The organism is Rossellomorea vietnamensis, from assembly GCF_025398035.1.
GTDB lineage: Bacteria > Bacillota > Bacilli > Bacillales > Bacillaceae_B > Rossellomorea > Rossellomorea vietnamensis_B.
Map to the genome: position 1 here is coordinate 2928063 of NZ_CP104558.1, position 22601 is coordinate 2950663.

Below are 22601 nucleotides of genomic sequence, written 5' to 3' on the forward strand. Positions count from 1 at the left end.
GAATGAGAAATATGACAGTCAGAGAATCAATCGAGAACAAAGATATAGCCCTAATTGATATTTTAGATGTCATTCTCGATAAAGGTGTGGCGATCAAGGGAGATTTGATCATATCCATTGCCGGGGTCGACCTTGTGTATCTGGATTTGCGAGTGCTGATTTCCTCAGTAGAAACATTGGTTCAGCATAAACAGGGAACGCGTAAAACGGTAACGTCCGATCAATTCGATCAAGAAAGGGAGGGATTGATTCATGCAACAGGCCAGCGGGACAAATGGGCGAATTAATTTCGACCCGGAAAAAGCAGAACAAGGACTGGCACAGCTTGTATTGACCGTTGTAGAACTATTAAGGCAAATCGTCGAAAGGCATGCCATGCGGCGTGTAGAAGGCGGTACTTTAACAGATGAACAGGTAGAGAATCTGGGCATAGCCCTAATGAACTTAGAAGAAAAAATGGAAGAATTGAAAGAGGTATTTGGTCTTGATGCAGAAGACTTGAATATAGATCTTGGTCCTTTAGGGAGCTTAATGTAATGCCATTTAGGGAGGTTACATGATGGGTATGGAGCATCCGGTACAATCCAACACAATCGTGGATGTATTAGAAAAGATTTTAGATAAAGGAGTTGTTGTTGCAGGAGATATTACGGTGGGAATCGCCGATGTCGAGCTGCTTACGATAAAGATCCGCTTAATCGTTGCTTCTGTAGATAAAGCAAAAGAAATAGGCATGGACTGGTGGGAAAATGATCCCTATTTAAGTTCCAAAGCCGCAGATAACAACACGAGAGCACTGGAAGAGGAAAATAAGAAATTACAGGAACGACTGGAATCACTTGAAAAGAAACTGGATACAAACCGTCTTAATACGGCGGAAACAACAAACTAATTGGAGGTTTTACCGATGGCAGAAAAAAATAATACGCAAAACACAACAATTGAGAATCAAGGACAGGAAAAGAATTCAACAGAAAAGAATTCAACAAATGAGAACAAAACAAGAAGAAGCGGCCCAATCAAGAGAACTGTAGCCGGGAGTCTATTGGGAGCAACGGTAGGATATCTGGCAACACCTGAAAACGGAAAAAAACTGCTGGACCGTATTGATCAGGAGAAAATCAAAAGCAAAAGCCTGGACTTCGGGAAAGCGGCAAAGGAAAGATCCAGAAAAGCCGCTGTCTCGTTAAAATCGTCAACAGCCAACCTGTTTAAGCGTGATAAAGAGGAAGAAGCTTCAGAAGACTCGGAAACGGCCGTAAATTCGACAGAAACGAACAGCCAGGAAGAAGAGTCGAACCAAGACTATGAAGCTCTTAAACAGGAAAATGAAGAGCTTCAGGACCGCCTGCAGCAATTAGAGGAGAAAATGAATCAAATTGCCGCAGCGCGTGAAGATGAAAGCGATGAAGAAGAAGACGACGAGGAAGAAGAACAAGAAGAAACATCTTCAAGCAAGAAATCTTCTAAAAAGTCTAAAGAAGAAGCGTCTGATGAAGAAGATGAAGAAGACGAAGAAACTGATGAAGATGAAAACACAGAAGATGAAGATGATAGTGATGATGAAGAAGAAGCTTCAAGCAAGAAGAAATCAAACGGAAAATCCGGTTCAAAGGGAAAGAAACGTTCTACTCGCAAGTCTTCAGCTAAAAGTAAAAAATCTGCAAAAAAAGATGATGATAAAGAAGAAGATCAAGATGAAGATACAACACTCTCTACCGAAGATGATACTGTAGCTTAACGATAAAGGAGATGTGAAAATGAGTGTAGAATCAGGTACAGGGAAGGATAGCATCTTAGAATTTTTTGTACAGGCATCAAACAAGCATGATTTTTCATTAGACATCACGTTAAACGTCAAGGGAGCTGTCGTAACAGGCACCCTCGTCTCCGCAAAGGAATACTTCGATTCATTGAGTGAAACCTTTGAGGATGGCAGTGATATAGCTCAAAAGCTGAGTGAGGAGCTTGCCAAAGCCGGGGAATCTGTACAAGAAAACCAAAGTCCTGAAGCCCACTTTATTCACCTGAAGAACGCAAAGGTGTATTGTGGCGACAGCAAACCGACCCCTTCAAAAGGGAAAATCATGTGGCGTGGGAAACTAAATGAAATCGATGGGTTCTTCCTAGGAAAGATATCAGAATCGAAAAGTAGTAAATAGTACAAAAAAGCAGCCAGGTAAAGTACCAGGCTGCTTTTTTGTCTGTTTAACCCTCGACAAGGAATTATTTCCCGGGGAGGAAGTGACTTTTTTCGACAAGTATCTTCTCCAGTGGTGGCCGGAACAGTTTCTGGGTCCTTACAAACTTTTTGTAACGTGAAGAATCCGTGCGAGGTTCCTCGTTTCGTGGTAAAGAAGTTCTTCAGCCCGACGGATGCTCTCGTGAAGATCCATGGGTCCAATTGCGATGGAATGACAGCTTGTAAAGTCTTTGTATAGATGTTGATACCCTTTTCCTAATGCCCCTGCAATAAGAGATATGGGAGTGTGATGTTGATTGGCAATCGTCGCAATATATGAGGGGAGTTTACCAAACAGTGTTTGACTATCGCTCTGTCCTTCACCAGTGAGAATCCAATCAGCCACCTGAATGGCAGAGGTAAGGTTGGAAGCTTCAGCAACCAGCTTTGCACCAGATTCGGTGATACCATCCAAATGCAGAAAGGCAAACCCCAGTCCTCCTGCTGCTCCGGCCCCTTTTGCATCCCGAAAATTGATTCCTTTTTCATTTTGGAGCAACTTACTAAAGTGAAAGAGCTGCTGATCAAGAATTTTCACCTGTTCTTCTGTGGCGCCTTTTTGGGGACCGAATACAGTAGAGGCGCCTGTTTTCCCGCACAGAGGGTTTTCGACGTCTGACGCAATATGAAAGGAGCACTCTCTCACTGCGGGGTGAAGGGTACTCCAATCGACTTTGGAAATGGATCCAAGATCCTTTCCGAAGGACCCGACGGCAATGCCCTTTTCATCTAAGAAGGTAATCCCGAGTGCTTGGAGCATTCCGAATCCCCCATCATTAGTGGAGCTCCCTCCAAGGGCAATAATGAAGTCTCGAAGGCCGCTTTCAACAGCTGATATGATGACTTCCCCTATGCCCTTTGTCGTCGTGAAGAAGGGATTTCGTTTTCCGGGCGGAACCATTGTTAAACCTGCAATAGAGGCAATTTCAATAACAGCCGTCTTTTGATCCCCTAACACACCGTACTCAGTAGGGATTTTCACACCTAATGGTCCGGTTGCGGTTGTTTTTATTTTCTTTCCTCCCGTAGCGTAAATCAAGGTTTCAAGCGTTCCTTCACCACCATCGGCCATGGGGATGACGTTCGTATGAAAGCTTGAAGACTCATCCAGGAACGCTTTTTCCATAATGATTCCAACCTCGAGGGAGCTTAAACTGCCTTTAAAAGAATCGGGTGCAATCAGAATATTCATAGAGGCTCCTTTACTTCAATTTATTTTGTAATGTTTTATCTAAATAATGGTATTTCCTTCATTCTAGCATATGTTTTCTTTCCCCATATTCGGGTAAAGAATACTATACAAAGGAGGTTACCTTCATGAAACGTTTAATTGGAAGACTGATCAAATGGGGACCTATCATTTACCCGATTTATAAGAAGTATCGGAATAAAAGAAGACATAAGAAATCGATGACGTATTAAGAGGGCAGCCTGCAGGGGCTGTTTTTTTATGTCATTTTGCACAAATAAAAAACCCCTGGGATTCCAGGGGGTTCAGTATTCTTAATGAGACGTTCTTCTCATTCCTCTTAGAAGTAAGCTTAATAGGAATACGAAGATGATCGCTCCAAGTAATGCAGGGATGATAGCGATTCCTGCAAGTGACGGTCCGAAGCTTCCAAGAAGTTCTCCACCGATCCAAGCACCGATGATACCTGCTATGATGTTTCCGATGATTCCACCAGGAACGTTTTTACCTAAAATGAGACCAGCTAACCAACCGATGATTCCACCAACAATTAAATACAAAATAATACCCATTTTTTCTTACCTCCATGTAATGTTTTTGTGTTGTTATAAGGTAATTTCCCCTTTTTTTAAATGTCAAAACCTAATATGTTGTCACTTGAAAAATTTTCTGCAGGATATACATGACATATTTTACAGCAGGTAACTTATCCTGATATTTTTCATAATCAACGGTGTATGTCCCGTTTTTGTTATTCCATATCCGGTCGAAATAGTCGTCGACTTCGGTCATGGTTTTGCTATCTGATGGAGCCGTCAGTTTCAGGTTTTCTTCCAGGTTATAATCATCCAGGTTTCGGGATGTATAATTGCCCGATCCCCCGATCACGGTACTTTGCTTTTTCCCTTTTACATAAATGAATTTCGTGTGATACTGCTCTTTATTCGTGTTATACCATCTGATGGTGATATGTTCGTTCTCAAGCTTATGAAGCTCTGCTGCAATCGGCAGGTTTGGAAGTCCGATTTTTTCCTGTCCAAAGGCGTTCTGGTTCGGATCCAGGACTAACCGGATGTCCACTTCACGTTCTGCCGCGTCTTCAATTGCGTCGATGATGTCCCGGTCCGCGAGGTAGAACATTCCGATCCAGGCTTCATCGCCTTTTTTGGCATCGTCCAGTGCCTTTACCACGCCTTTTTGTATTTCCCTTTCCGTCAGGATCTGGGCGTTGACAGATGTTTCCCCGGGAGGTAAGGCTTTGACCGAATCATTTACCTTCTCTTCTGTAGGGAAAGCATCAAGATTCCCACCTGAAAAATCCGCTACGGCTTTTTCAGCTTTGACCATATCTTTGATGATGTCCCCTTTTACCTTAAAAGCGATATTGGAGTGAAAGCCGCTGGCATCATGGGGATTGGCGGACAGGATGAGCCCGGAGTCCTCCGTGATGACGACTTTTCGATGGTTGGCCTTCACGTTCAATAATTTCAAATAGGATCTCATCGTGACCTTCGGGGCTGAGGGGGCCATCGGGTTAGGCAGCCAGCCGTAGCCATCCTGCCCGAACCATCCTAAAGCGGTTCTCCATACACCGGAATAGATGAGGTTTGGATCCCTGAGGCGGTTCAAATCGGTAAAGACCACTTCAGCTCCAAGCTTTTCCAACGGTTCGATTTGTTTCGCCTGATGTGATCCGTAAGTGGTATTGACGACGTCACTGATAAAGACCACTTTCAGGTCGGGCTTCTTTTTCATCTGGTCTTCAATCTTTCTGGATAATGTTTCACTGATCTTGGGATAATCACGGTCACCCTTTGTATAGCCGTTAACTAAGAATAAGTCCAAAATCAAAAAATCATCTGCTTCTTCAATGGTTTGATATACCTCATCAAAGATCGATTGATCATATTGTTCTTTCCCATCCTTCTGATAGGTGAGGTCGTATAAGAATTCTACGTCACTCTCCGGTATGGCGTAGGTGTCGCTGGCGTAGGAGATTCCTTTCGGCAAAGGCTTTACGCGGTTGTATATCATGACCGCCGTCAGGATTAAAATGATGGCTCCGCCGATCCACCATCCTTTCTTCTTATACCACTTCTTCTTGGTCTTCAAATGAATTCCCCTGTTCTATTGTTTTTTTTTACTATACCCTTAATGGCATGAGGGGAATCCACATAGATGGAGATCTGGTGGAAAAGTCCAAAAAAAATCCAGGCAGAAAAATCTGCCTGGACTCCTTACCTAGGATGGATGAACATGTCTGCGATATAAAAGCAAGAGTAAGAGAGACACCGTCATGAGTCCGATCAGAACCAGGAACGTGTTCTGAAAGGAGCTTACCGGGAAGTCTGCTCCACCCATTTCCACGATGATTCCGCCAAGGACAGAACCGGATGCGCTCCCGACATAATGGATCAGCTGCTTCATCCCGATTCCCGAAGCAGTCAATTCCTTGCTCATGACACGGGATACCTCGTTTGTCGAGCTTGAAGAAAGACTGGAGAATCCGAAACTTGTAAACATATAGGCTAACATGATCATGTACTCACTGTGCGGTGATAAGAGATAAAAAAGGACAGTCGAAACGATGAGAAGAATATGAGCGAGAAACATCACTCTGATATTTCCATATCGGTCGATCAGTCTTCCAACAAATATGGCTGCGACGGCTGACAGCATCGCACCTGGGAAAATGATGAATCCGACAGCTGTCGGGTTTTTGCCGAATACATGCTGAAGCATGAGGGGCATGACGATCAAGATGGCAAAATGGGTGACAAACCCCAGGAAGCTCATATATAAAATCTGTCTGTAGCCTTTATCCCGAATCAAGCTGGGCTGGATAAAGGGAATCTCAATCTTATGGATCCGAACCCATAATCCACCGAAGAACACGACGGCCCCTGCGAAATAGTACCAATGAAACGTCGAGATGAATAGCAGGAAGAAAGTGATTCCAATTCCCGTCAGGATTCCTCCCCATACGTCGAAGTATCCCTTTCTTGTCGTCTCATTTGGTAGAAATCGATACAATATGGGGATCATCCCGAGTACGCACAATGTAATCAGGAATAAATAGTTCCAGCTCAGGTAATCGGTTATGACGCCTCCCACAACGGGCCCCAACCCAAATCCAAGGGAAGAGGCAGACGCGATCATCGCGAGAGCACGGCCGCGCCTTTCCAAGGGGACAAAACGGCCGGCAAACACCATGGATAGACCGGGGATGGCTGCTGCCCCAGCCGCTTGAAACAAACGGGAAAGCAATAGCCATGGGAACGTATTGGCATAGAAGCCAGTTAGTGAGGCTATGCCGAAGATGGTAATCCCGATGATGAGCAACCGTTTGATAGGAATGTAATCAGCTAAACGGGTATACGTAATGGTACAAATAGCAAGTACAATTGAATACCCTGATACGATCCAGGCTCCTTCAGAAGGAGCTAAAGAGAAATCGTTCAATACATTGGGAAGGGCTACATTGAACATGGTCGTATTCATGACCACGAGCCAAATCGTCAAACTTAGAAAAAGAATCGTCTTTGTATGTGAAGGAGATGCTTGAGCATGTTGTTCACCAGTCATTTTTGACCACCTCCATATTAGATATTGATGCTCGAAGTACTATACCATAAACAAAGACGTACTGAAAATGAATGTGCCTTCGTCCGGGTGGGCTTGTGGAAGTTTAAGATTTTGGAAATGGTCTATTATATAAGGAGAATCTGTTAGGGGGAGAAGTATGTCAAATCTTACGATAAAAGCGTTTGTGTTCGATGCGTACGGCACGTTATTCGATGTCCATTCCGTCATTGAGAAATGTAATGAACTGTTTCCGGATAAAGGGGAGGAGATCAGTCAGGTGTGGCGGCAGAAACAATTGGAATACAGCTTTCTCCGTCAGCTGATGGGAACATATACGACCTTTTTCTCCATCACAAGGGATGCCCTGCATTACGCCTGTGTGCAAGTAGGGGTCGATCTTACTGATGAAAAAGAGAAGGTGTTATTGGATGCCTACCTTGAATTAACTCATTATGAAGAAGTGGAGAGTGTGCTTGGGGAATTAACATCTCATCAAACTGCGATTTTCTCCAATGGTTCCCTGGATATGCTTTCACCGCTGGTTGAACAGTCTTCGTTTGGATCCTTACTGGATGAAGTGTTGACAGTGGATGAGGTGAAGCAGTTCAAACCTACTCCCATGGCCTATCAGCTTGTCCTTAAAAAGCTTGGTGTCAAAAGGGAGGAAGTCCTGTTCATGTCTTCTAATCCCTGGGATATTGCAGGAGCCGCCAACTTTGGATTCCATACGGCATGGATCAATCGCCAGGATAAGGTGATGGATGAGCTGGGTGTGAAACCCGATTTTGTCTATCGTGATCTGAATGGAATACTTGAGCATAAGAGCTAGGATCAAGGGGCTGATCTTCCTACGTCGTGAAAGACATTAGAAGATCAGCTTTTTCTTTTTTCGACGGTTTCGGGGAACTTCAAAAATCTTCCCACTCCCTTTCCATTTAAATTCATTGTATAGTACAAGTAGATCATTAGACTGGTTTCCTTTCTTTTTAGAGAGGAATACGTTACCTGAATATAGAAGACTACTACATACTGATAGGGGAGGAAGATCATGACTGAAAAGCTGATTCCGGTATCCGGCGTAGAAGTGGATTCTAAAACAAAATGTAAGCATTATCGAACATCAAAGGATATCATCGCCATTAAATTCAAATGCTGTAACACCTATTATCCTTGCCACTCATGTCACGAAGAAGTGGCGGATCATGATCCCATCCTCTGGTCACCGGAAGAGTGGAATACGAAAGCGATTCTGTGCGGAGAATGCCATAACGAGTTAACGATTTTACAATACATGAATTGCCAATCGGTCTGCCCCCATTGTCAGTCCGCTTTTAATCCCGGGTGTCAGACCCATTACCACCTGTACTTTGAAGGGTGAATGACAGCAATGTTTCACGTGAAACGAAGGAGATGTTGAAATGGAAAAGGCGACGTTTGCAGGAGGTTGTTTCTGGTGCATGGTGGAACCCTTTGAGAATCAGGAAGGAATCGAAGAGATCATCTCCGGCTATACTGGAGGGCAGACGCCTGATCCAACCTATAAAGAAGTGATCTCAGGCGAAACGGGTCATTATGAAGCAGTGCAGATCCTATTTGATCCTGCCTTATTTCCGTATGAAAAACTCCTGGATTTTTACTGGAGACAAATCGACCCAACCGATCCCCAAGGACAATTCAAAGATCGGGGAAGCTCATACCGGACAGCGATCTTTTATCACAATGATCATCAAAAAAGGCTTGCCGTGGACTCTAAAAGAGAATTGGAGAAGAGTGGACGGTTTGCAGACCCTATTGTGACCGAAATCCTACCCGCCAGGGAATTTTATCTTGCGGAAGACTATCATCAGGATTTCCACAAGAAAAACGCTTTCCGATATGCTCTGTACAAACGCAGCAGGGAGGACTTCCTGAAGAAATATTGGCCAAAAGATCTATCCTATTTAAAGGAACAGCTGACAGAGATGCAATATTTCGTCACCCAGGAAAATGGGACGGAGCCACCATATGAAAACGAATTCTGGGATAACACGAGAGAAGGAATATACGTGGATATTGTGTCAGGGGAACCCCTCTTCACGTCGAAAGACCAGTATGACAGTGGCTGTGGATGGCCCAGCTTTACAAAGCCGGTCATGGACGCAAGCGTCAGCGAACAATACGATCTCTCCCATCGGACTACCCGGGTGGAAGTGAGGGGCAGGGAAGCGGATTCCCATCTTGGCCATGTCTTTCCGGACGGACCGGGTCCCAAAGGACTTCGTTACTGTATCAACTCTGCAGCTTTGCGGTTTATTCCTAAAGAAAAGCTTGAAGAGGAAGGATATGGAGATTTTCTGTTATTATTTCATAGTAAATAAGGACATGCCGGCGGAGTATGCCGACATGTCCTTTTATCTTTCTACCTTCTCTTCAGCCTTTTCCCAAAGATTCTCTATGCCTTGTACCCGCTTGATGGCTGTGATGGTACCTTGATGCAGACCCTCATGCCAATTCGTAAAGGAGAGGACTTCGGCTAATGTGGTAAACGTGGTATGTTCACCAAGGACAAACGGTTTCTCTCCCAATTCATCCAAGCGCCCCGAGAATGCTTCTTTCATCCGTCGGGGCTGATCCTCCAACTTTTCCCGAAGCTCACTAAGTGCAGGGGGAGTGAGATCGTTCCAGGTATGGGGGCTGGTCTGAAAGCCGAACAGCTCTCCATATTCAGGCGGAAGGGATTTACGGTCGTTTTCTCCGACAAAAGAGAATAACAGGTTTTCCTGGGATAACAGGACATGCCCCAGATTCCACCGGATCGAATTTTTAAACCCTTCAGGCACTTCATCCGCCTGTTGTTCGGTAGTGGCATCCAGTGCAGCGAGTGTGCGCATCCGGATAAACTCCATTTGTTGAAACAGCATATGTTCTTTCATTTTCGGATTCCTCCCAATCGTGTTCTACATGTATTAATTCGGGATTGGGTGGGGGATTCCTCCTTACAAAAAAGCACAACCGGAAGCAGACGATGTCCCACTGCTTCCGGTTGTGCTGTATCTATGGCGGAGGTTGCTACTGTTGTGGTCGGTTTTTCTTGGCATTTTCCTGCCCGGTTGTAAATTCGACTAATTCGGAACTTGTGCGATTTCCTCTTTTAGCATTCGTGTTGCTTTGAGCATTGCGGTTTCCTTTTTTCGTGCGTCCCATTCAGAATCCCTCCCTAAATAGTCAAGCATCTATAGTTTAAGGAGTTACGCAGGAAATATTCTTCTGTATCATGCGACAAAATATGTCAGATACCTTGGTTTTTCAGTTTATTTCCCAGGCTATATTCGACAAAAACCCTCATATTTTCTATAGGTCCGTCCCTCTTGCATTTACTTCGATTCGTGTGAGGGGTTTCTTTGCAGGGCCTTCGATGACGTCTCCGTCAATGGAGAAGCGCGAGCCGTGGCAAGGGCAGTCCCAGGTGTGGTCTCCGTGATTCCACTCGGTTTCGCATCCGAGATGGGTACATGTAGTGTCCACGACATGCAGTTTTCCGTTTTCATCCCGGAATCCTCCACATCGGCGCCCGTTCAAATTGACGACATCGCCTTCCCCTTTCTCAAGGTCCCCGGGCTTTTTAGATGGAATTTGGAGTTTTCCTTTCATGAGCTCGCCGGCTACATTGAGATTCTCCTTGAAAAAATGCTTGATACTTGGGTCAGCCACAAATCTCGAAGGTGAGTAGACGTCTGCATAAATGTGATGATTTCCTAAGATCTGGTCAGAGAGAATCTGACCGGCCAGAGTACCGGAAGTCATTCCCCACTTATTAAAGCCAGTTGCGACAAAAATCGATGCGTGCTTTTCTGTCAGCTTTCCGATATAAGGCACTTTATCAAGGGTGATCAAGTCCTGTGCGGACCAGCGATACCGTATTTCCTCTACACCGACAACCTCTTCCCCAAATTCCTCAAGAGCCCTGTAGTGGTCCATCGTATCTTTTCCTTGACCCGTCTTATGTTTATCCCCGCCGATCAGGATGAGTTTTTCACCGTTTTCATCCACTTCATAGCGGAGGGAACGAGTGGGATCTTCTGCACTGATATACATGCCTCCCGGATAATCCTTCTTGGCTTTCACCCCGATAATGTACGAGCGCTCTGCGTGCATTTTCGTAAAATAGAAACCCATGCCGTCATAAAAGGGGAAGTGGGAGCAGATGACCACATATTCACTATCGAGATGATAACCATCAGAGGTCACAACCTGCGTGCTATCTCCTTCATTGATCGTCTTGGCAGCCGTTCCTTCATAGATTTGGCCGCCCAATCCCGTATAAGAATCGATCAAGGCTTTTAAATACTTCAATGGATGAAATTGAGCCTGTTTTTTCATCATCACCGCTTTTTTGATGTCCAGGTCGAAGGGGATGTCTTCTGTCAGCTCACCTGATATATCCAACTTCTGATACGCTTCATATTCCTTTTCGATCTGCTCAGCATATTGGTCGGTCGTTGCATACACATAGGCGTCTTCTTCTGAAAAATGACAGTCTATGTTTTCGTTTTTAATCGTGTCCTTGATGAACTGGATAGCCTTTGTTTGGGACAGATAATATTTCCTTGCGAACTCTTCCCCGAAGTGCTGGATGAGTTCATCATAAATCAATCCGTGCTGTGCCGAAATTTTGGCTGTAGTATGGCCTGTCGTGCCATTCAATACGTGATCGGCCTCTATGAGGGCAACCTTCTTCCCGCCTTTTGCCAACAGGTAAGCAGTGGTGATCCCTGCTATCCCGCCTCCGACAACAGTCACGTCTACTTTAATATTTTGATCCAGCTTTTTAAATACGGGGAGTTTAGCCGTTTCTCTCCAGTAAGGTTCAGGTGTGTTGGAGAATGCATTTTGTTGATGTGTACTCATATGAACGCTCCTTTAGCTTTCTATTCCTTACCATTCTCTCCCGATTTGAAGAAAAAATAAGTAAGAATGAAGAAAAAAAGAGACCGGCTAAAGCCAGTCTCTTCATGGAGCGTTTTTATGAATTCTGCAGAATACGGGCATCTTTCTCTGCAGATTCAACGGTTTGTTTTAATAGCATGGAAATCGTAACAGGACCGACCCCGCCTGGAACGGGTGTGATGGCACTTGCCTTTTCATAGCACGCATCATAATCGATGTCTCCGACGTTCCCCTTGTTGTAGCCGGCATCAAGGATGACAGCACCTTCTTTTACCCATTCCCCTTGAATGAAGTTCGGTTTGCCGACAGCTGCCACGACAATATCGGCAGTAGCCAGTAGGTCAGGTAGATTTTCTGTATAGGAATGACATGTCGTCACGGTCGCGTTCCGGTTCAGTAACATCATGGAAACAGGTTTACCCAGGATCGGACTCCTTCCAACGACGACGGCGTGTTTCCCTTCAAGAGAGACTCCGTAGTAATCGATGATGCTCATGATGGCAGCCGGGGTGCACGATGGATATTCACCGAACCCCAAAGAATTTTGACCGAAGCCGAGGCTCGTGACCCCGTCCACATCCTTTTCAATGGAAATTGCTTCAAAGGCGGCACGTTCGTCGATATGATGAGGTACCGGGTGCTGTAACAGAATCCCATGTACAGAAGAGTCGTCATTCAGCTCACCGATCACGTCAAGCAGTTCTTCTGTTGTCGTTTCTTTAGGAAGGTGGATGCGTCTTGATTCCATTCCGATCTTGGCACAGGCATTACCCTTCATCTTGACGTACGTGGCAGAAGATGGATCATCTCCAACGAGCACCGTTGCAAGACACGGAGTGATTCCCTTCTCTTTTAGTGCAGCTACTCTTGATTTCAGGCTTTCCTTAATTTCAGATGCAACAAGTTTCCCGTCTAATACTAGTGGTTCCACTGCAATCCCTCCTGATAGTAGTAAAAAAAGACAAGGGTATCCCTTGCCTTCTGCCCAGGCGAACGGCTAATGGCTCATGTTTTGTAAAATTCGCAGCTCCCTTGTGGTTGATTCCACATTTTCGCCAGTCACTGCTCTAATTATCTTCAAACCCATTATAACACGAATATAAAATAGATTTCCAGTATTAATGTTCGTGTTTTTTGTTAGGATACATCAAAAGGCTGAGAGTGTGCTACATCTAATTTTCTATAAGTTTCAACCCCGAATAGACGATTTTTTGCCTTTAATTATTTCATACAATTTGAATAACAAGAGAAATGAAAGGGGTATGGAATATGTTCAAACATAAAGTCGTCATGATAACGGGTGCTTCAAAGGGACTGGGGAAGGCTTTGGCCATGAAGTTTGCTGAAGAAGGAGCAAAGGTGGCCATCTGTGCGAGGAATGCCGGTCCACTAAAGGAAGTTGAGGAAGAGCTGAAAGTATTGGGAGCTGAAGTTGTGGCACTGGAGGCCGATGTTTCGAATGCCCGGGATGTTGATCGCTTCGTGTCGGTAACGGAGGAAGTGTGGGGAAGCGTGGATGTTCTGATAAATAATGCTTCTGTTTTTGGACCGGGTCCACGCCTGTTGGCGGATTATCCAGAGGCGGAGTTTATGGAGGTGCTCAGAATCAATACGTTAAACCCATTTTTAGTAACGAAGCGGGTTCTTCCCGGTATGATCAGCAGGGGGACGGGGTCCATCATAAATGTAACGTCAGAAGCGGGCCAAACAGGGTTCAGCGAATGGGGAGCGTACGGAATTTCAAAATTCGCGGTAGAAGGAATGACTCAGACGTGGGCTGACGAGCTGGATGGGACAGGTGTGCGGGTGAATATGGTGGATCCGGGTGAGATGGACACGGAAATGCACGACAAGGCTGTACCCGAATGTGATTATCCCCTTGCGAATCCACACGATCACCTTGATGTTTTTCTTTACCTCGCATCTGATGCTTCGACAATGGAAAATGGTCAGAGATTTGAAGCACAGGAATATCAAGGGAAAGCGAGGGAGGAGGCATGAATGAACGTTCCTTTCAAATTCCTTCCCGTTTGAACGCGACGACACCCATCGAGCTTCAGGGGCTTGAGAGGGATGATGTAAAGCTGATGGTGCTGAACCGTGAGACCGGTAAGTGTGAGCATACAGTATTTAAAAACCTGTCTGACTTTTTACATGAGGGGGATGTGCTTGTTTTTAATAACAGCAGAACCCTTCCCGCTTCACTCAAAGGGAAGCAGGGAAATCGCAATGTCCTTGTTCACCTTTCCAGGAAACGAAGCGGTAACAAGTGGGATGCCCTCATCCTTGGAGACTTCCATCAAGCGGGGGAACCGATTGATTTTCCAGGGGGTGTATCAGGGCGTATAAAGGGTCAAGGGAGTGAAAGCCCCCTTGTACAGCTGGAGTTCAACAAGGGTGGCAGTGAACTGATGGACTTCATTTTCAAATACGGTGAGCCCATTCGTTACGAATACATCACTGAGCCCTGGCCCCTGGATTATTACCAGAATGTGTATGGGTCGGTACCGGGTTCCGTGGAAATGGCATCTGCCGGAAGGGCTTTTACATGGAGGTTATTACGAGCCTTAAAGGAAAGAGGGGTGGGCATTGCGTTCATCCAGCTCCACGCAGGCTTGAGTTACTATGGAAATGATCGCTGGCCGATGCCGGAGCACCATCCCGAGGACTATCAGGTGAGTTCCGAAGCGGTTAAAGAGATCCTCCACGCAAAGGATCGGGGGAAGAGGGTCATCGCAGTGGGGACGACGGTTGTACGGGCACTTGAGACGGTCATGACTCAGTACGGGCAGCTGCAGCCTGCTGAAGGCATCACAAATTTGTATATATCCGGCGATACACCCCTCCAAATTGTAGACGGCCTCATTACAGGGCTGCACGAACCGGAAGCGAGTCATTTGAATCTCTTAAAGGCGTTCATGTCCGAGGACAAATTGCGCCATGCCTATCAAACGGCCCTGGCAAAGAACTATCAATGGCATGAATTCGGGGATATGAATATCATTTTGTAAGGAGAATGGGTATGAGACTTCATCATATTGGGATGAATGTAAAGAGCCTGGAGAGGTCGAAGGAGTTCTATCAATCCCACTTTGGGTTTGCGGAAGAAATGGTTTTTAATTGGGGAAGTGAGAACATCCTGTTTTTGAAAAAGGGAGATTGCCGGTTGGAGCTCATAGAGGAGTCTGGAGATGGTGAGGGCTCAGCATGTGCATTCCTTCATCTAGCATTGGAAGCCGACGACCTTGTAAAGGAAGTTGGATTCGTAAAGGAAAAGGGGTTGATGCCTGTGGAAGGCCCCCTTCTTCTTGAAAATGGATGGAAAGTGGCTTTTTTCTTGGGTCCCGATGGAGAAATCATTGAGTTGATTGAAGAGTAGAGGATGGTTTATCTCTTATCACTGTTTTTGACAAGGCTGGTCTTTGTGAATCCGGCCGATTTGTCGGATAATACATCCGTTTTACGTGAAAATCCAGCGGAAATAGTGACGAAACCAGCCGTTTTTTACAAAAATCCAGCCGGAATCCAAAGAAATCCAGCTGATTAACAATATATGTAAAAATACACACCGTTCAACAACTCACACCATGCACCCTTATCCCTACCAAACCCATAGGCTTTATGAAATTTTTTTGTCCGGCATTCTGTGATACAGTTATCCGGGTAATAAATGAACTGACTATGGTGTAGGAAGGGATTTTCATGAATAAAGAAAAGAGTTTACGCTGGTCGTTTTTCTTTGTGGGACTGCTCGTGCTGTCGTTTGGCATCAGCTTGACGATCAAGGGGAAAGACCTTGGGATCGGACCTTGGGATGTATTCCATTATGGGTTATTCAAGCAACTGGGTCTGACGATCGGGACGTGGTCCATCATTGTGGGCTTCATCATCCTGTTTGTGACAGGGGTTGGGACCAGGTCATTTCCTAAAGCCGGTGCTTTTATCAATATGCTGTTAATTGGTATTTTCATAGATGTATTCAATTTTATCCTGCCTGATCCTCATTCCCTCGTGGCTCAAACCATCATGTTTGCCATTGGGATCGTGGTGATCGGATATGGAATCGGTCTGTACGTATCAGCGGACCTCGGAGCGGGACCGCGGGATAGTCTCATGCTGCTGGTCGTTGAGAAAACGGGTTGGAAAGTTCAATGGGTTCGGAATGGAATGGAAATCATCGTGTTCTTCTTCGGGTGGTTATTGGGTGGTCCTGTCGGGATCGGTACCGTGATCATCGCCTTGGGACTCGGTTCCATCGTTGGATTTTCATTGCCTCAAAGCAAAAAGCTGCTTCACTTTCTCATTGCAAGACAGATGACAAAACGAGACAATCCTTTAGCAAGCTAAGGGTTGTCTTTTTTTACAGTCTAAAAGGGATTTCAAACGATCATCCAGAAGTATGAATAGAGTTCTGGTATTCGGGATCTATTATGTGAAGAGGAATGGGTGGGAGTATGAAAGAGCTTGTAGACTATTGTTATCTCTGTCAAAAGCCCCTCTATTGTTTGGACGGTTTCTTTAACGGTGTTCAAAAGGGGGATGGAAAGAGCTGTTGTTTTGAATGTGAGGAACGGAGTCAAAAGGAGGAGACGATACATGAATAATGAGTATGCTGATAAACTGATTGCCCTATTGAAAGATCATCAAAACAATGAAAACCGGGAAGCCATGGAAGCTTATATGAGAAATCAATTTGAGTTCTTTGGCATCAGGAGTCCGGAACGCACTGTCTTGCTCCGTGATTTTCTGAAGGAGAACGGTAAGCCGCCTATTGAAGAATTGCCTGATATTGTCCGTTCTCTCTGGTCCCGGCCTCAGCGGGAATGTCAATACGCCGCTCTCGGCCTGATCGATAAACAATCAAGATACTTAACAAAAGACCATCTTCCCCTTTTGGAAGAAATGATCGTAACGAAATCCTGGTGGGATACAATTGATCATATCGCACCCAATCATGTAGGGAAAATCTATCAAAAAGAAGAAGATGACACATACTTAGAGAAATGGATTCAATCGGATAATATGTGGTTGAACCGCATTATCATACTCTATCAATTGAAGTATAAAGACAAAACCGATGAGGCGCGCCTTTTCAGATATATCGAAATGCATCGTCAATCGAAGGAATTTTTTATCCAGAAGGCCATCGGCTGGGCCCTGAGGGAGTATTCCAAAACGAATCCCGAATCGGTGGAACGTTTCATCGCTTCAGAGGAGCTGGCTCCACTTAGCATACGGGAAGGGTTGAAGCATGTGAATCGAAAAGCTAAGGTGGAGAAAACGGTAAAGTAGCAAGGGGTCATGAAAAGAGATAAGGGAAAATTCCTATTTATTTTTCAGGTATTCACCCGGGCCCCAATCTGGTATAAAGTAAAGAAAGATAGATTCGAGAGGGGCATTGGGATATGAATTGGAATGATTGCATCGAGAGAACGAATACACACTCCGTCAAATGGTCGTTTCCAAAAGGGGATGTGATCCCTATGTGTATAGCAGATATGGACTTCCAGGTTTCTTCTGCCATTGTGGAAGCAATGAACAAGAAGGCCCGGCACGGCATTTACGGCTATACGACATTTAGCGATCGATACTTTGAGTCCATTATGTCATGGTGGAAAAGACGTTTCCATATGGATATTGAGAAAGAGTGGATCAGTTTCAGTCCCGGGATCATTCCCGGAATCAATGTACTGCTGTCCGTGCTGACTGAGCCTGGAGACGGCGTCATCATTCAGGATCCGGTTTATTATCCTTTCTATAGCACGATTGAGAATCACGGCTGTTCGGTGGTGAAGAATACGTTACTCTATAAAGATGGCGTGTATTCCATCGATTTCGACGATCTGGAAGAGAAAGCAAGCCGGTCAAGAACCAAGATCCTTATCCTTTGCAGCCCGCATAATCCTGTCGGTCGGGTGTGGACGGATGAGGAACTGTTGAAAATCGGTGATATCGCCAAACGTCATGATTTATGGATCATCTCTGACGAAATGCACGGTGATTTAGTGTACGAAGGATTTGAACATATTCCTCTCTTTAAAGTGGATGAGAGTCTGCTTAAGAGAAGCATAGTATGTGCCGCTCCAAGTAAAACGTTTAACATAGCCGGGCTACAAACCTCCATCCTCCTTATCCCGAATGAAGAGGTAAGGGAAAGGTATCAGGACAAGCTCACCGGCTTTGGACTGATGCGCCCGAATGTGTTCGGGATCGAGGGAACCATCGCGGCTTATGAGGAAGGGGAACCGTGGCTGAATGAGCTCCTGATGGTATTGGAAGAGAATAAACAGTATGTGCATAACTATCTGGAACAGCATCTGCCGGAACTCCGGGCCATCCAGCCACAGGCCACCCACCTGATCTGGATCGACTGCTCAGATCTCGACATGCAGGGGGAAGAGCTTTGCAGATTCTTCCTGGAAAAAGCCCGGGTCAAATTTGACGAAGGCTTCAAATTCGGAGCAAGCGGCCAATCCTTCGTCCGGATGAACATCGCCTGCCCTAAAGAACGGGTCGACCTTGCCCTGAGAAGAATGCACGAAGCCATACTCGAACACCGGGTAAAAAGCAGGATAAGTAAATAACAAACGTGGATGAACAGAAGTGACGGCTTTTGTTCATCTTTTATTTTTCCCCCAATAAAATCAACTAACTTCAACCATTAAGGGAACACTACTATTAAACCGAAATCTGAAGATATTTTTTGTCCATCACAAAAAAACATGTTAAACTAAAAAATAGAACAATCCTTAGAAAACACAAAGAATCAACTGATAAATAATGTATTTTTGGAGTGGACATTTGTTTTTAAAACGCTTACATAACAGGAGGACGAGTATATGACAAGCAAGACATTAGATCACTTTTTACAAGAGAACCTTGAAGATTTAAAATCACGCGGTTTGTATAATGAAATCGATCCATTGCAAGGTGCGAATGGACCGGTAATCACCATTAACGGGAAAAAGCTCGTGAACCTATCTTCCAATAACTATCTTGGACTTGCTACAGATGAACGCCTGAAAAAGGTAGCGATTGAAGCAGTGAAAGAATATGGTGTGGGAGCAGGAGCGGTCCGTACAATCAACGGTACGCTGGATCTTCACGTGAAGCTTGAGGAAAAGCTTGCGAAATTCAAAGGAACAGAAGCGGCGATTGCCTATCAATCCGGTTTCAACTGTAATATGGCGGCTATTTCAGCGGTAATGGACAAAAATGATGCCATCCTTTCAGATGAACTGAATCACGCATCCATCATTGACGGGTGCCGCCTGTCAAAAGCCAAGATCATCCGTTTTGGTCATTCCGATATGGAAGATCTTCGTGCAAAAGCGAAAGAAGCGAAGGAATCCGGTCAATACAACAAAATCATGATCATCACAGACGGCGTATTCTCTATGGACGGGGATGTATGTAAGCTTCCTGAAATCGTTGAGATAGCTGAAGAGTTCGATATCATGACGTATGTAGACGATGCCCACGGTTCCGGTGTCCTTGGTAAAGGTGCCGGTACGGTCAAGCACTTTGGTTTATCGGATAAAGTCGACTTCCAAATGGGTACGTTATCGAAAGCCATCGGAGTAGTCGGCGGATATGTGGCCGGAACACAAAACCTGATCGATTGGTTAAAGGTCCGTTCCCGTCCATTCCTATTCTCTACATCCTTGACACCCGCAGATGTGACGGCTTGTACGGAAGCACTTGATCTTATCATGAATTCCACAGAACTACAGGATAATATGTGGGAAAACAGCCGTTATTTAAAAGAAGAGCTGACGAAGCTTGGATTCGATATCGGAAACAGTGAAACACCTATCACACCTGTCATCATCGGTGAGGAACAGGCAACGCAGGACTTCAGTAAACGTCTGTATGAAGAAGGGGTTTATGCCAAATCCATCGTGTTCCCGACTGTACCAAGGGGAACAGGTCGTGTCAGAAACATGCCTTCCGCTGCACATACGAAGGAAATGCTTGATCAGGCGATTGCAGCGTATGAGAAAGTCGGAAAAGAAATGGGTATTATCTAATCAAACAGGACAAATCGTATAGGGTGCGACTTACATAGCCGGCCCTCTATGTTTACGATATCACCAAAGGTAAATGCAGGAGGAAAGACGATGAAAAAGATTTTAGTAACGGGTGCACTTGGACAGATCGGCTCCGAGCTCACCAATAGAATGCGCGAAGTATACGGTTCGGATAACGTCATTGCAACGGATATCCGTGAAACCGATAGTCCGGTCGTGAAAAATGGACCGTTTGAACAACTTGACGTCACCAATGGCGAGAAAATGTTTGATATTGCTAAAACACATAACGTGGATACGGTCATTCACCTGGCCGCTCTATTATCCGCGACTGCAGAAGCGAAGCCGCTGCTTGCATGGAACCTGAACATGGGCGGGCTTGTGAATGCCCTTGAGACATCGAGGGAATTAGGCTGCCAATTCTTCACACCGAGTTCCATCGGAGCATTCGGTCCATCTACACCGAAGGATTCAACGCCTCAGGATACGATCATGCGCCCTACGACCATGTACGGAGTGAACAAAGTATCAGGTGAGCTTCTTTCAGATTACTACTTCACGAAATTCGGAGTGGATACAAGAGGATTGCGTTTCCCTGGCCTGATCTCATATGAAACCCTGCCAGGCGGTGGAACGACGGACTATGCGGTAGAAATCTACTACGAAGCGATCAAACATAATGAGTATACTTCCTATATTGGTGAGGGTACTTACATGGATATGATGTATATGCCGGATGCCCTTAATGCGATCATCGACTTGATGGAAGCGGACGGTTCGAAGCTTGAGCATCGTAATTCCTTCAACGTGTCAGCCATGAGCGTGGCGCCTGAAGACATCGCCGGAGCGATCCGTGTGCACCAGCCGGATTTTAAACTGGATTATAAAGTCGATCCCGTTCGCCAGAGCATTGCCGAGAGCTGGCCAAACGCCATCGACTCCAGTGCAGCCATGAACGAATGGGGCTTTAAAGCGGAATACGATTTAGCCAAGATGACATCGGATATGCTGGATAAACTGAAAACGAAATAAGTGGAAGGATCCCTCTGCAGATCAGGGGGATTTTTTTGCGTTCATTAAAATATATAAAGCGACAAAAAATGACATTTGTAGAGGGGGACATGATATACTTCAATTAACAGAAAAAAGGAATCCAACAGAAACAGTTTAAAACGGTGATAATGAAAGGTTTCTTATAAATCGCTTGGTGGTACATATGAACTATATAAGCCGATAACCCCAATAAAAAATAAAGTAAGAGTGAGGCTGGTGACTTAGATGGCAGAGAAAATGAATAGCAAGGAACCGACATTCCATAAGTTAATCTTCATACTCATGGCTCTTTCCATATTACAGGTCATCGCCATACTCATCCTTGATTCACCATGGGATGTCATTGCTTCACTTCTTCTTGTGTGCACCATAGTGGCGGTCCTCCTCATCCTGTTAAAAAGGGGGAACCGTTTCATGAGGCGGCACCAAAAGCTTTTGGAAGAAGAAAATCAGCTATCCACCCTCCTCCATTCCCTCCCGGACTTTGTTTGCTTTAAGGATGGGGAAGGACGCTGGTTGAAGGTGAATCAGTTTGGACGTAAGCTGTATAATCTTGAGGATATTGATTATGTCGGTAAAACGGATAGGGAGCTGGGCAAGCTGGTTCCATTCTTTAAAGACGCTTTCGACTATTGCATCGATTCCGATGAGGAGTCATGGAAAGCAGAACAAGTCACACGATGTGAAGAAGGGTTTTATCTTCCGAACGGAGAGTTCAAAACCTTTGACGTCATTAAGGTCCCTTTATTCCATTCGAATCAGGAAAGAAAGGGACTGGTCATCATCGGCAGGGATATTTCCCAGCAGAAGATCGCCGAAGAAATGCTGTTAAGAAAAGAGAAGCTTTCCGTTGTGGGGGAACTGGCGGCAGGGATCGCACATGAAATCAGAAACCCCCTCACAAGCATCAAAGGCTTTATTCAGCTGTTGGAAGAAAACGAACATGTATCCGGCCACTACCTTAAAGTCATGTCTTCTGAAATGGACAGAATCAATCAAATCGTCGGGGAGCTCCTCATTTTATCCAAGCCTCAAATGAGGGAATACCAGTCATTTGATATGAGTGACGTCCTGAGGTATGTAGTCAAGGTCATGGGGCATGAAGCCCTTCTGAAAGGCATTACGTTGAATATCCAACTTCCATCCTCCCCGATTCATGTGTTCGGGGATAAGAATCAATGCATACAAGTCTTTATCAACATCATTAAAAACGCCATTGAATCCATGGATGAAGGGGAAATCGATGTCGACTGGAAAATAAGGAATGAGTCCATTCATATCATCATCGAGGATGAGGGGACCGGCATCCCTCCCGACCGTTTGAAACGACTGGGAGAGCCGTTCTTCACCCTGAAGGAAAAGGGCATGGGACTGGGTCTAACGATCAGTCAAAAGATCATCGAAGACCATAAAGGATCTCTTCAGATTGATTCAGAGGTGAACAAGGGAACGAGGGTGGAAGTCACCTTTCCCTTGGAGGATCACTAATCATATAGAGGCTGCGACCCAAGGGTTTCAGCCAAAAGAAAATCCGAACGATTTGATTCTAAATCATTCGGATTTTTTTGCATGCATG

General features: G+C 45.1%; 25 protein-coding genes and 1 riboswitch. Of the genes, 17 read left to right on the forward strand and 8 right to left on the reverse strand.

Features of this window, described 5'->3' with window-relative positions; translation table 11 throughout:
- Positions 1-11 precede the first annotated feature (11 nt).
- From N5C46_RS15145 to gvpU, 5 genes are read left to right on the forward strand one after another with little or no spacing between them, the layout of a single operon-like run.
- Positions 12-287 (forward strand): gas vesicle protein, encoded by a 276-nt coding sequence (locus N5C46_RS15145; protein ID WP_034764922.1) that lies wholly within the window; start codon positions 12-14, stop codon positions 285-287.
- Positions 253-537: a gas vesicle protein K gene (locus N5C46_RS15150; RefSeq protein ID WP_034764925.1), complete on the forward strand. Its 285-nt coding sequence runs from the start codon at positions 253-255 to the stop codon at positions 535-537. The genes N5C46_RS15145 and N5C46_RS15150 overlap by 35 nt, the downstream gene beginning before the upstream one ends.
- 22 nt (positions 538-559) lie before the next feature.
- Positions 560-892: a gas vesicle protein gene (gvpJ, locus tag N5C46_RS15155; RefSeq protein ID WP_034764928.1), complete on the forward strand. Its 333-nt coding sequence runs from the start codon at positions 560-562 to the stop codon at positions 890-892.
- 15 nt (positions 893-907) lie between these two features.
- Entirely contained in the window at positions 908-1741 is an 834-nt protein-coding gene (locus N5C46_RS15160) for a YtxH domain-containing protein (protein WP_261749228.1), read from the forward strand.
- 19 nt (positions 1742-1760) lie between these two features.
- On the forward strand, positions 1761-2162 hold the full coding sequence (gene gvpU / locus N5C46_RS15165) for a gas vesicle accessory protein GvpU (RefSeq protein ID WP_261749229.1): 402 nt from the start codon (positions 1761-1763) through the stop codon (positions 2160-2162).
- Between the two features lie 138 nt (positions 2163-2300).
- Here gvpU and N5C46_RS15170 read toward each other — a convergent pair whose 3' ends face one another.
- The 4 genes from N5C46_RS15170 to N5C46_RS15185 all read right to left on the reverse strand — a co-directional run bounded on the left by N5C46_RS15170 (position 2301) and on the right by N5C46_RS15185 (position 7016).
- Entirely contained in the window at positions 2301-3434 is a 1134-nt protein-coding gene (locus tag N5C46_RS15170) for a glycerate kinase (protein WP_261749230.1), read from the reverse strand.
- A 311-nt stretch (positions 3435-3745) separates the two neighbouring features.
- Positions 3746-4003: a GlsB/YeaQ/YmgE family stress response membrane protein gene (locus N5C46_RS15175; RefSeq protein ID WP_034764945.1), complete on the reverse strand. Its 258-nt coding sequence runs from the start codon at positions 4001-4003 to the stop codon at positions 3746-3748.
- 70 nt (positions 4004-4073) lie between these two features.
- Positions 4074-5543: a phospholipase D family protein gene (locus tag N5C46_RS15180; RefSeq protein ID WP_261749231.1), complete on the reverse strand. Its 1470-nt coding sequence runs from the start codon at positions 5541-5543 to the stop codon at positions 4074-4076.
- A gap of 129 nt (positions 5544-5672) precedes the next feature.
- Complete coding sequence (locus N5C46_RS15185) at positions 5673-7016, reverse strand: MFS transporter (protein ID WP_261749232.1); 1344 nt, start codon at positions 7014-7016, stop codon at positions 5673-5675.
- Between the two features lie 157 nt (positions 7017-7173).
- Between N5C46_RS15185 and N5C46_RS15190 the strand changes: the two genes are divergently transcribed.
- The 3 genes from N5C46_RS15190 to msrA all read left to right on the forward strand — a co-directional run bounded on the left by N5C46_RS15190 (position 7174) and on the right by msrA (position 9373).
- On the forward strand, positions 7174-7845 hold the full coding sequence (locus N5C46_RS15190; RefSeq protein ID WP_261749233.1) for a haloacid dehalogenase type II: 672 nt from the start codon (positions 7174-7176) through the stop codon (positions 7843-7845).
- 219 nt (positions 7846-8064) lie between these two features.
- Positions 8065-8394: a CHY zinc finger protein gene (locus tag N5C46_RS15195; protein ID WP_261749234.1), complete on the forward strand. Its 330-nt coding sequence runs from the start codon at positions 8065-8067 to the stop codon at positions 8392-8394.
- Between the two features lie 40 nt (positions 8395-8434).
- Complete coding sequence (gene msrA / locus N5C46_RS15200; protein WP_261749235.1) at positions 8435-9373, forward strand: peptide-methionine (S)-S-oxide reductase MsrA; 939 nt, start codon at positions 8435-8437, stop codon at positions 9371-9373.
- Positions 9374-9406: 33 nt separating this feature from the next.
- On the opposite strand, the gene N5C46_RS15205 is transcribed toward msrA, so the two are convergent.
- The 4 genes from N5C46_RS15205 to N5C46_RS15220 form a co-directional block, all read right to left on the reverse strand.
- Positions 9407-9928 carry a DinB family protein gene (locus N5C46_RS15205; protein WP_261749236.1) on the reverse strand — a complete coding sequence of 174 codons (522 nt, stop codon included), beginning with the start codon at positions 9926-9928 and terminating at the stop codon, positions 9407-9409.
- Between the two features lie 136 nt (positions 9929-10064).
- The gene (locus N5C46_RS15210) at positions 10065-10199 is read right to left on the reverse strand and encodes a hypothetical protein (protein WP_261749237.1); all 135 of its coding nucleotides are present in this window, start codon (positions 10197-10199) and stop codon (positions 10065-10067) included.
- Between the two features lie 147 nt (positions 10200-10346).
- Positions 10347-11903, reverse strand: a complete 1557-nt coding sequence (locus N5C46_RS15215; protein ID WP_261749238.1) for an FAD-dependent oxidoreductase — start codon at positions 11901-11903, stop codon at positions 10347-10349.
- Positions 11904-12018: 115 nt separating this feature from the next.
- Positions 12019-12879 carry a bifunctional 5,10-methylenetetrahydrofolate dehydrogenase/5,10-methenyltetrahydrofolate cyclohydrolase gene (locus tag N5C46_RS15220; RefSeq protein ID WP_261752359.1) on the reverse strand — a complete coding sequence of 287 codons (861 nt, stop codon included), beginning with the start codon at positions 12877-12879 and terminating at the stop codon, positions 12019-12021.
- A gap of 39 nt (positions 12880-12918) precedes the next feature.
- Positions 12919-13015, reverse strand: a riboswitch (ZMP/ZTP riboswitch).
- A gap of 196 nt (positions 13016-13211) precedes the next feature.
- On the opposite strand from N5C46_RS15220, the gene N5C46_RS15225 reads away from it, so the two are divergent.
- The 9 genes from N5C46_RS15225 to N5C46_RS15265 all read left to right on the forward strand — a co-directional run bounded on the left by N5C46_RS15225 (position 13212) and on the right by N5C46_RS15265 (position 22513).
- Positions 13212-13943 (forward strand): SDR family NAD(P)-dependent oxidoreductase, encoded by a 732-nt coding sequence (locus tag N5C46_RS15225; protein WP_261749239.1) that lies wholly within the window; start codon positions 13212-13214, stop codon positions 13941-13943.
- Positions 13940-14953 (forward strand): S-adenosylmethionine:tRNA ribosyltransferase-isomerase, encoded by a 1014-nt coding sequence (locus tag N5C46_RS15230; RefSeq protein ID WP_261749240.1) that lies wholly within the window; start codon positions 13940-13942, stop codon positions 14951-14953. Before N5C46_RS15225 ends, N5C46_RS15230 begins: the two co-directional genes overlap by 4 nt.
- Before the next feature lie 11 nt (positions 14954-14964).
- Complete coding sequence (locus tag N5C46_RS15235) at positions 14965-15321, forward strand: VOC family protein (protein WP_261749241.1); 357 nt, start codon at positions 14965-14967, stop codon at positions 15319-15321.
- A 323-nt stretch (positions 15322-15644) separates the two neighbouring features.
- The gene (locus N5C46_RS15240; RefSeq protein ID WP_261749242.1) at positions 15645-16289 is read left to right on the forward strand and encodes a YczE/YyaS/YitT family protein; all 645 of its coding nucleotides are present in this window, start codon (positions 15645-15647) and stop codon (positions 16287-16289) included.
- Positions 16290-16538: 249 nt separating this feature from the next.
- Positions 16539-17234, forward strand: a complete 696-nt coding sequence (locus N5C46_RS15245) for a DNA alkylation repair protein (RefSeq protein ID WP_261749243.1) — start codon at positions 16539-16541, stop codon at positions 17232-17234.
- 113 nt (positions 17235-17347) lie between these two features.
- A complete protein-coding gene (locus tag N5C46_RS15250; protein WP_261749244.1) occupies positions 17348-18526 on the forward strand; it encodes a MalY/PatB family protein in 1179 nt (392 codons plus the stop codon).
- Positions 18527-18781: 255 nt separating this feature from the next.
- Positions 18782-19972, forward strand: a complete 1191-nt coding sequence (locus N5C46_RS15255) for a glycine C-acetyltransferase (protein ID WP_261749245.1) — start codon at positions 18782-18784, stop codon at positions 19970-19972.
- A 90-nt stretch (positions 19973-20062) separates the two neighbouring features.
- A complete protein-coding gene (locus N5C46_RS15260) occupies positions 20063-21004 on the forward strand; it encodes an L-threonine 3-dehydrogenase (RefSeq protein ID WP_261749246.1) in 942 nt (313 codons plus the stop codon).
- Between the two features lie 246 nt (positions 21005-21250).
- A complete protein-coding gene (locus N5C46_RS15265; RefSeq protein WP_261749247.1) occupies positions 21251-22513 on the forward strand; it encodes an ATP-binding protein in 1263 nt (420 codons plus the stop codon).
- Positions 22514-22601 lie beyond the last annotated feature (88 nt).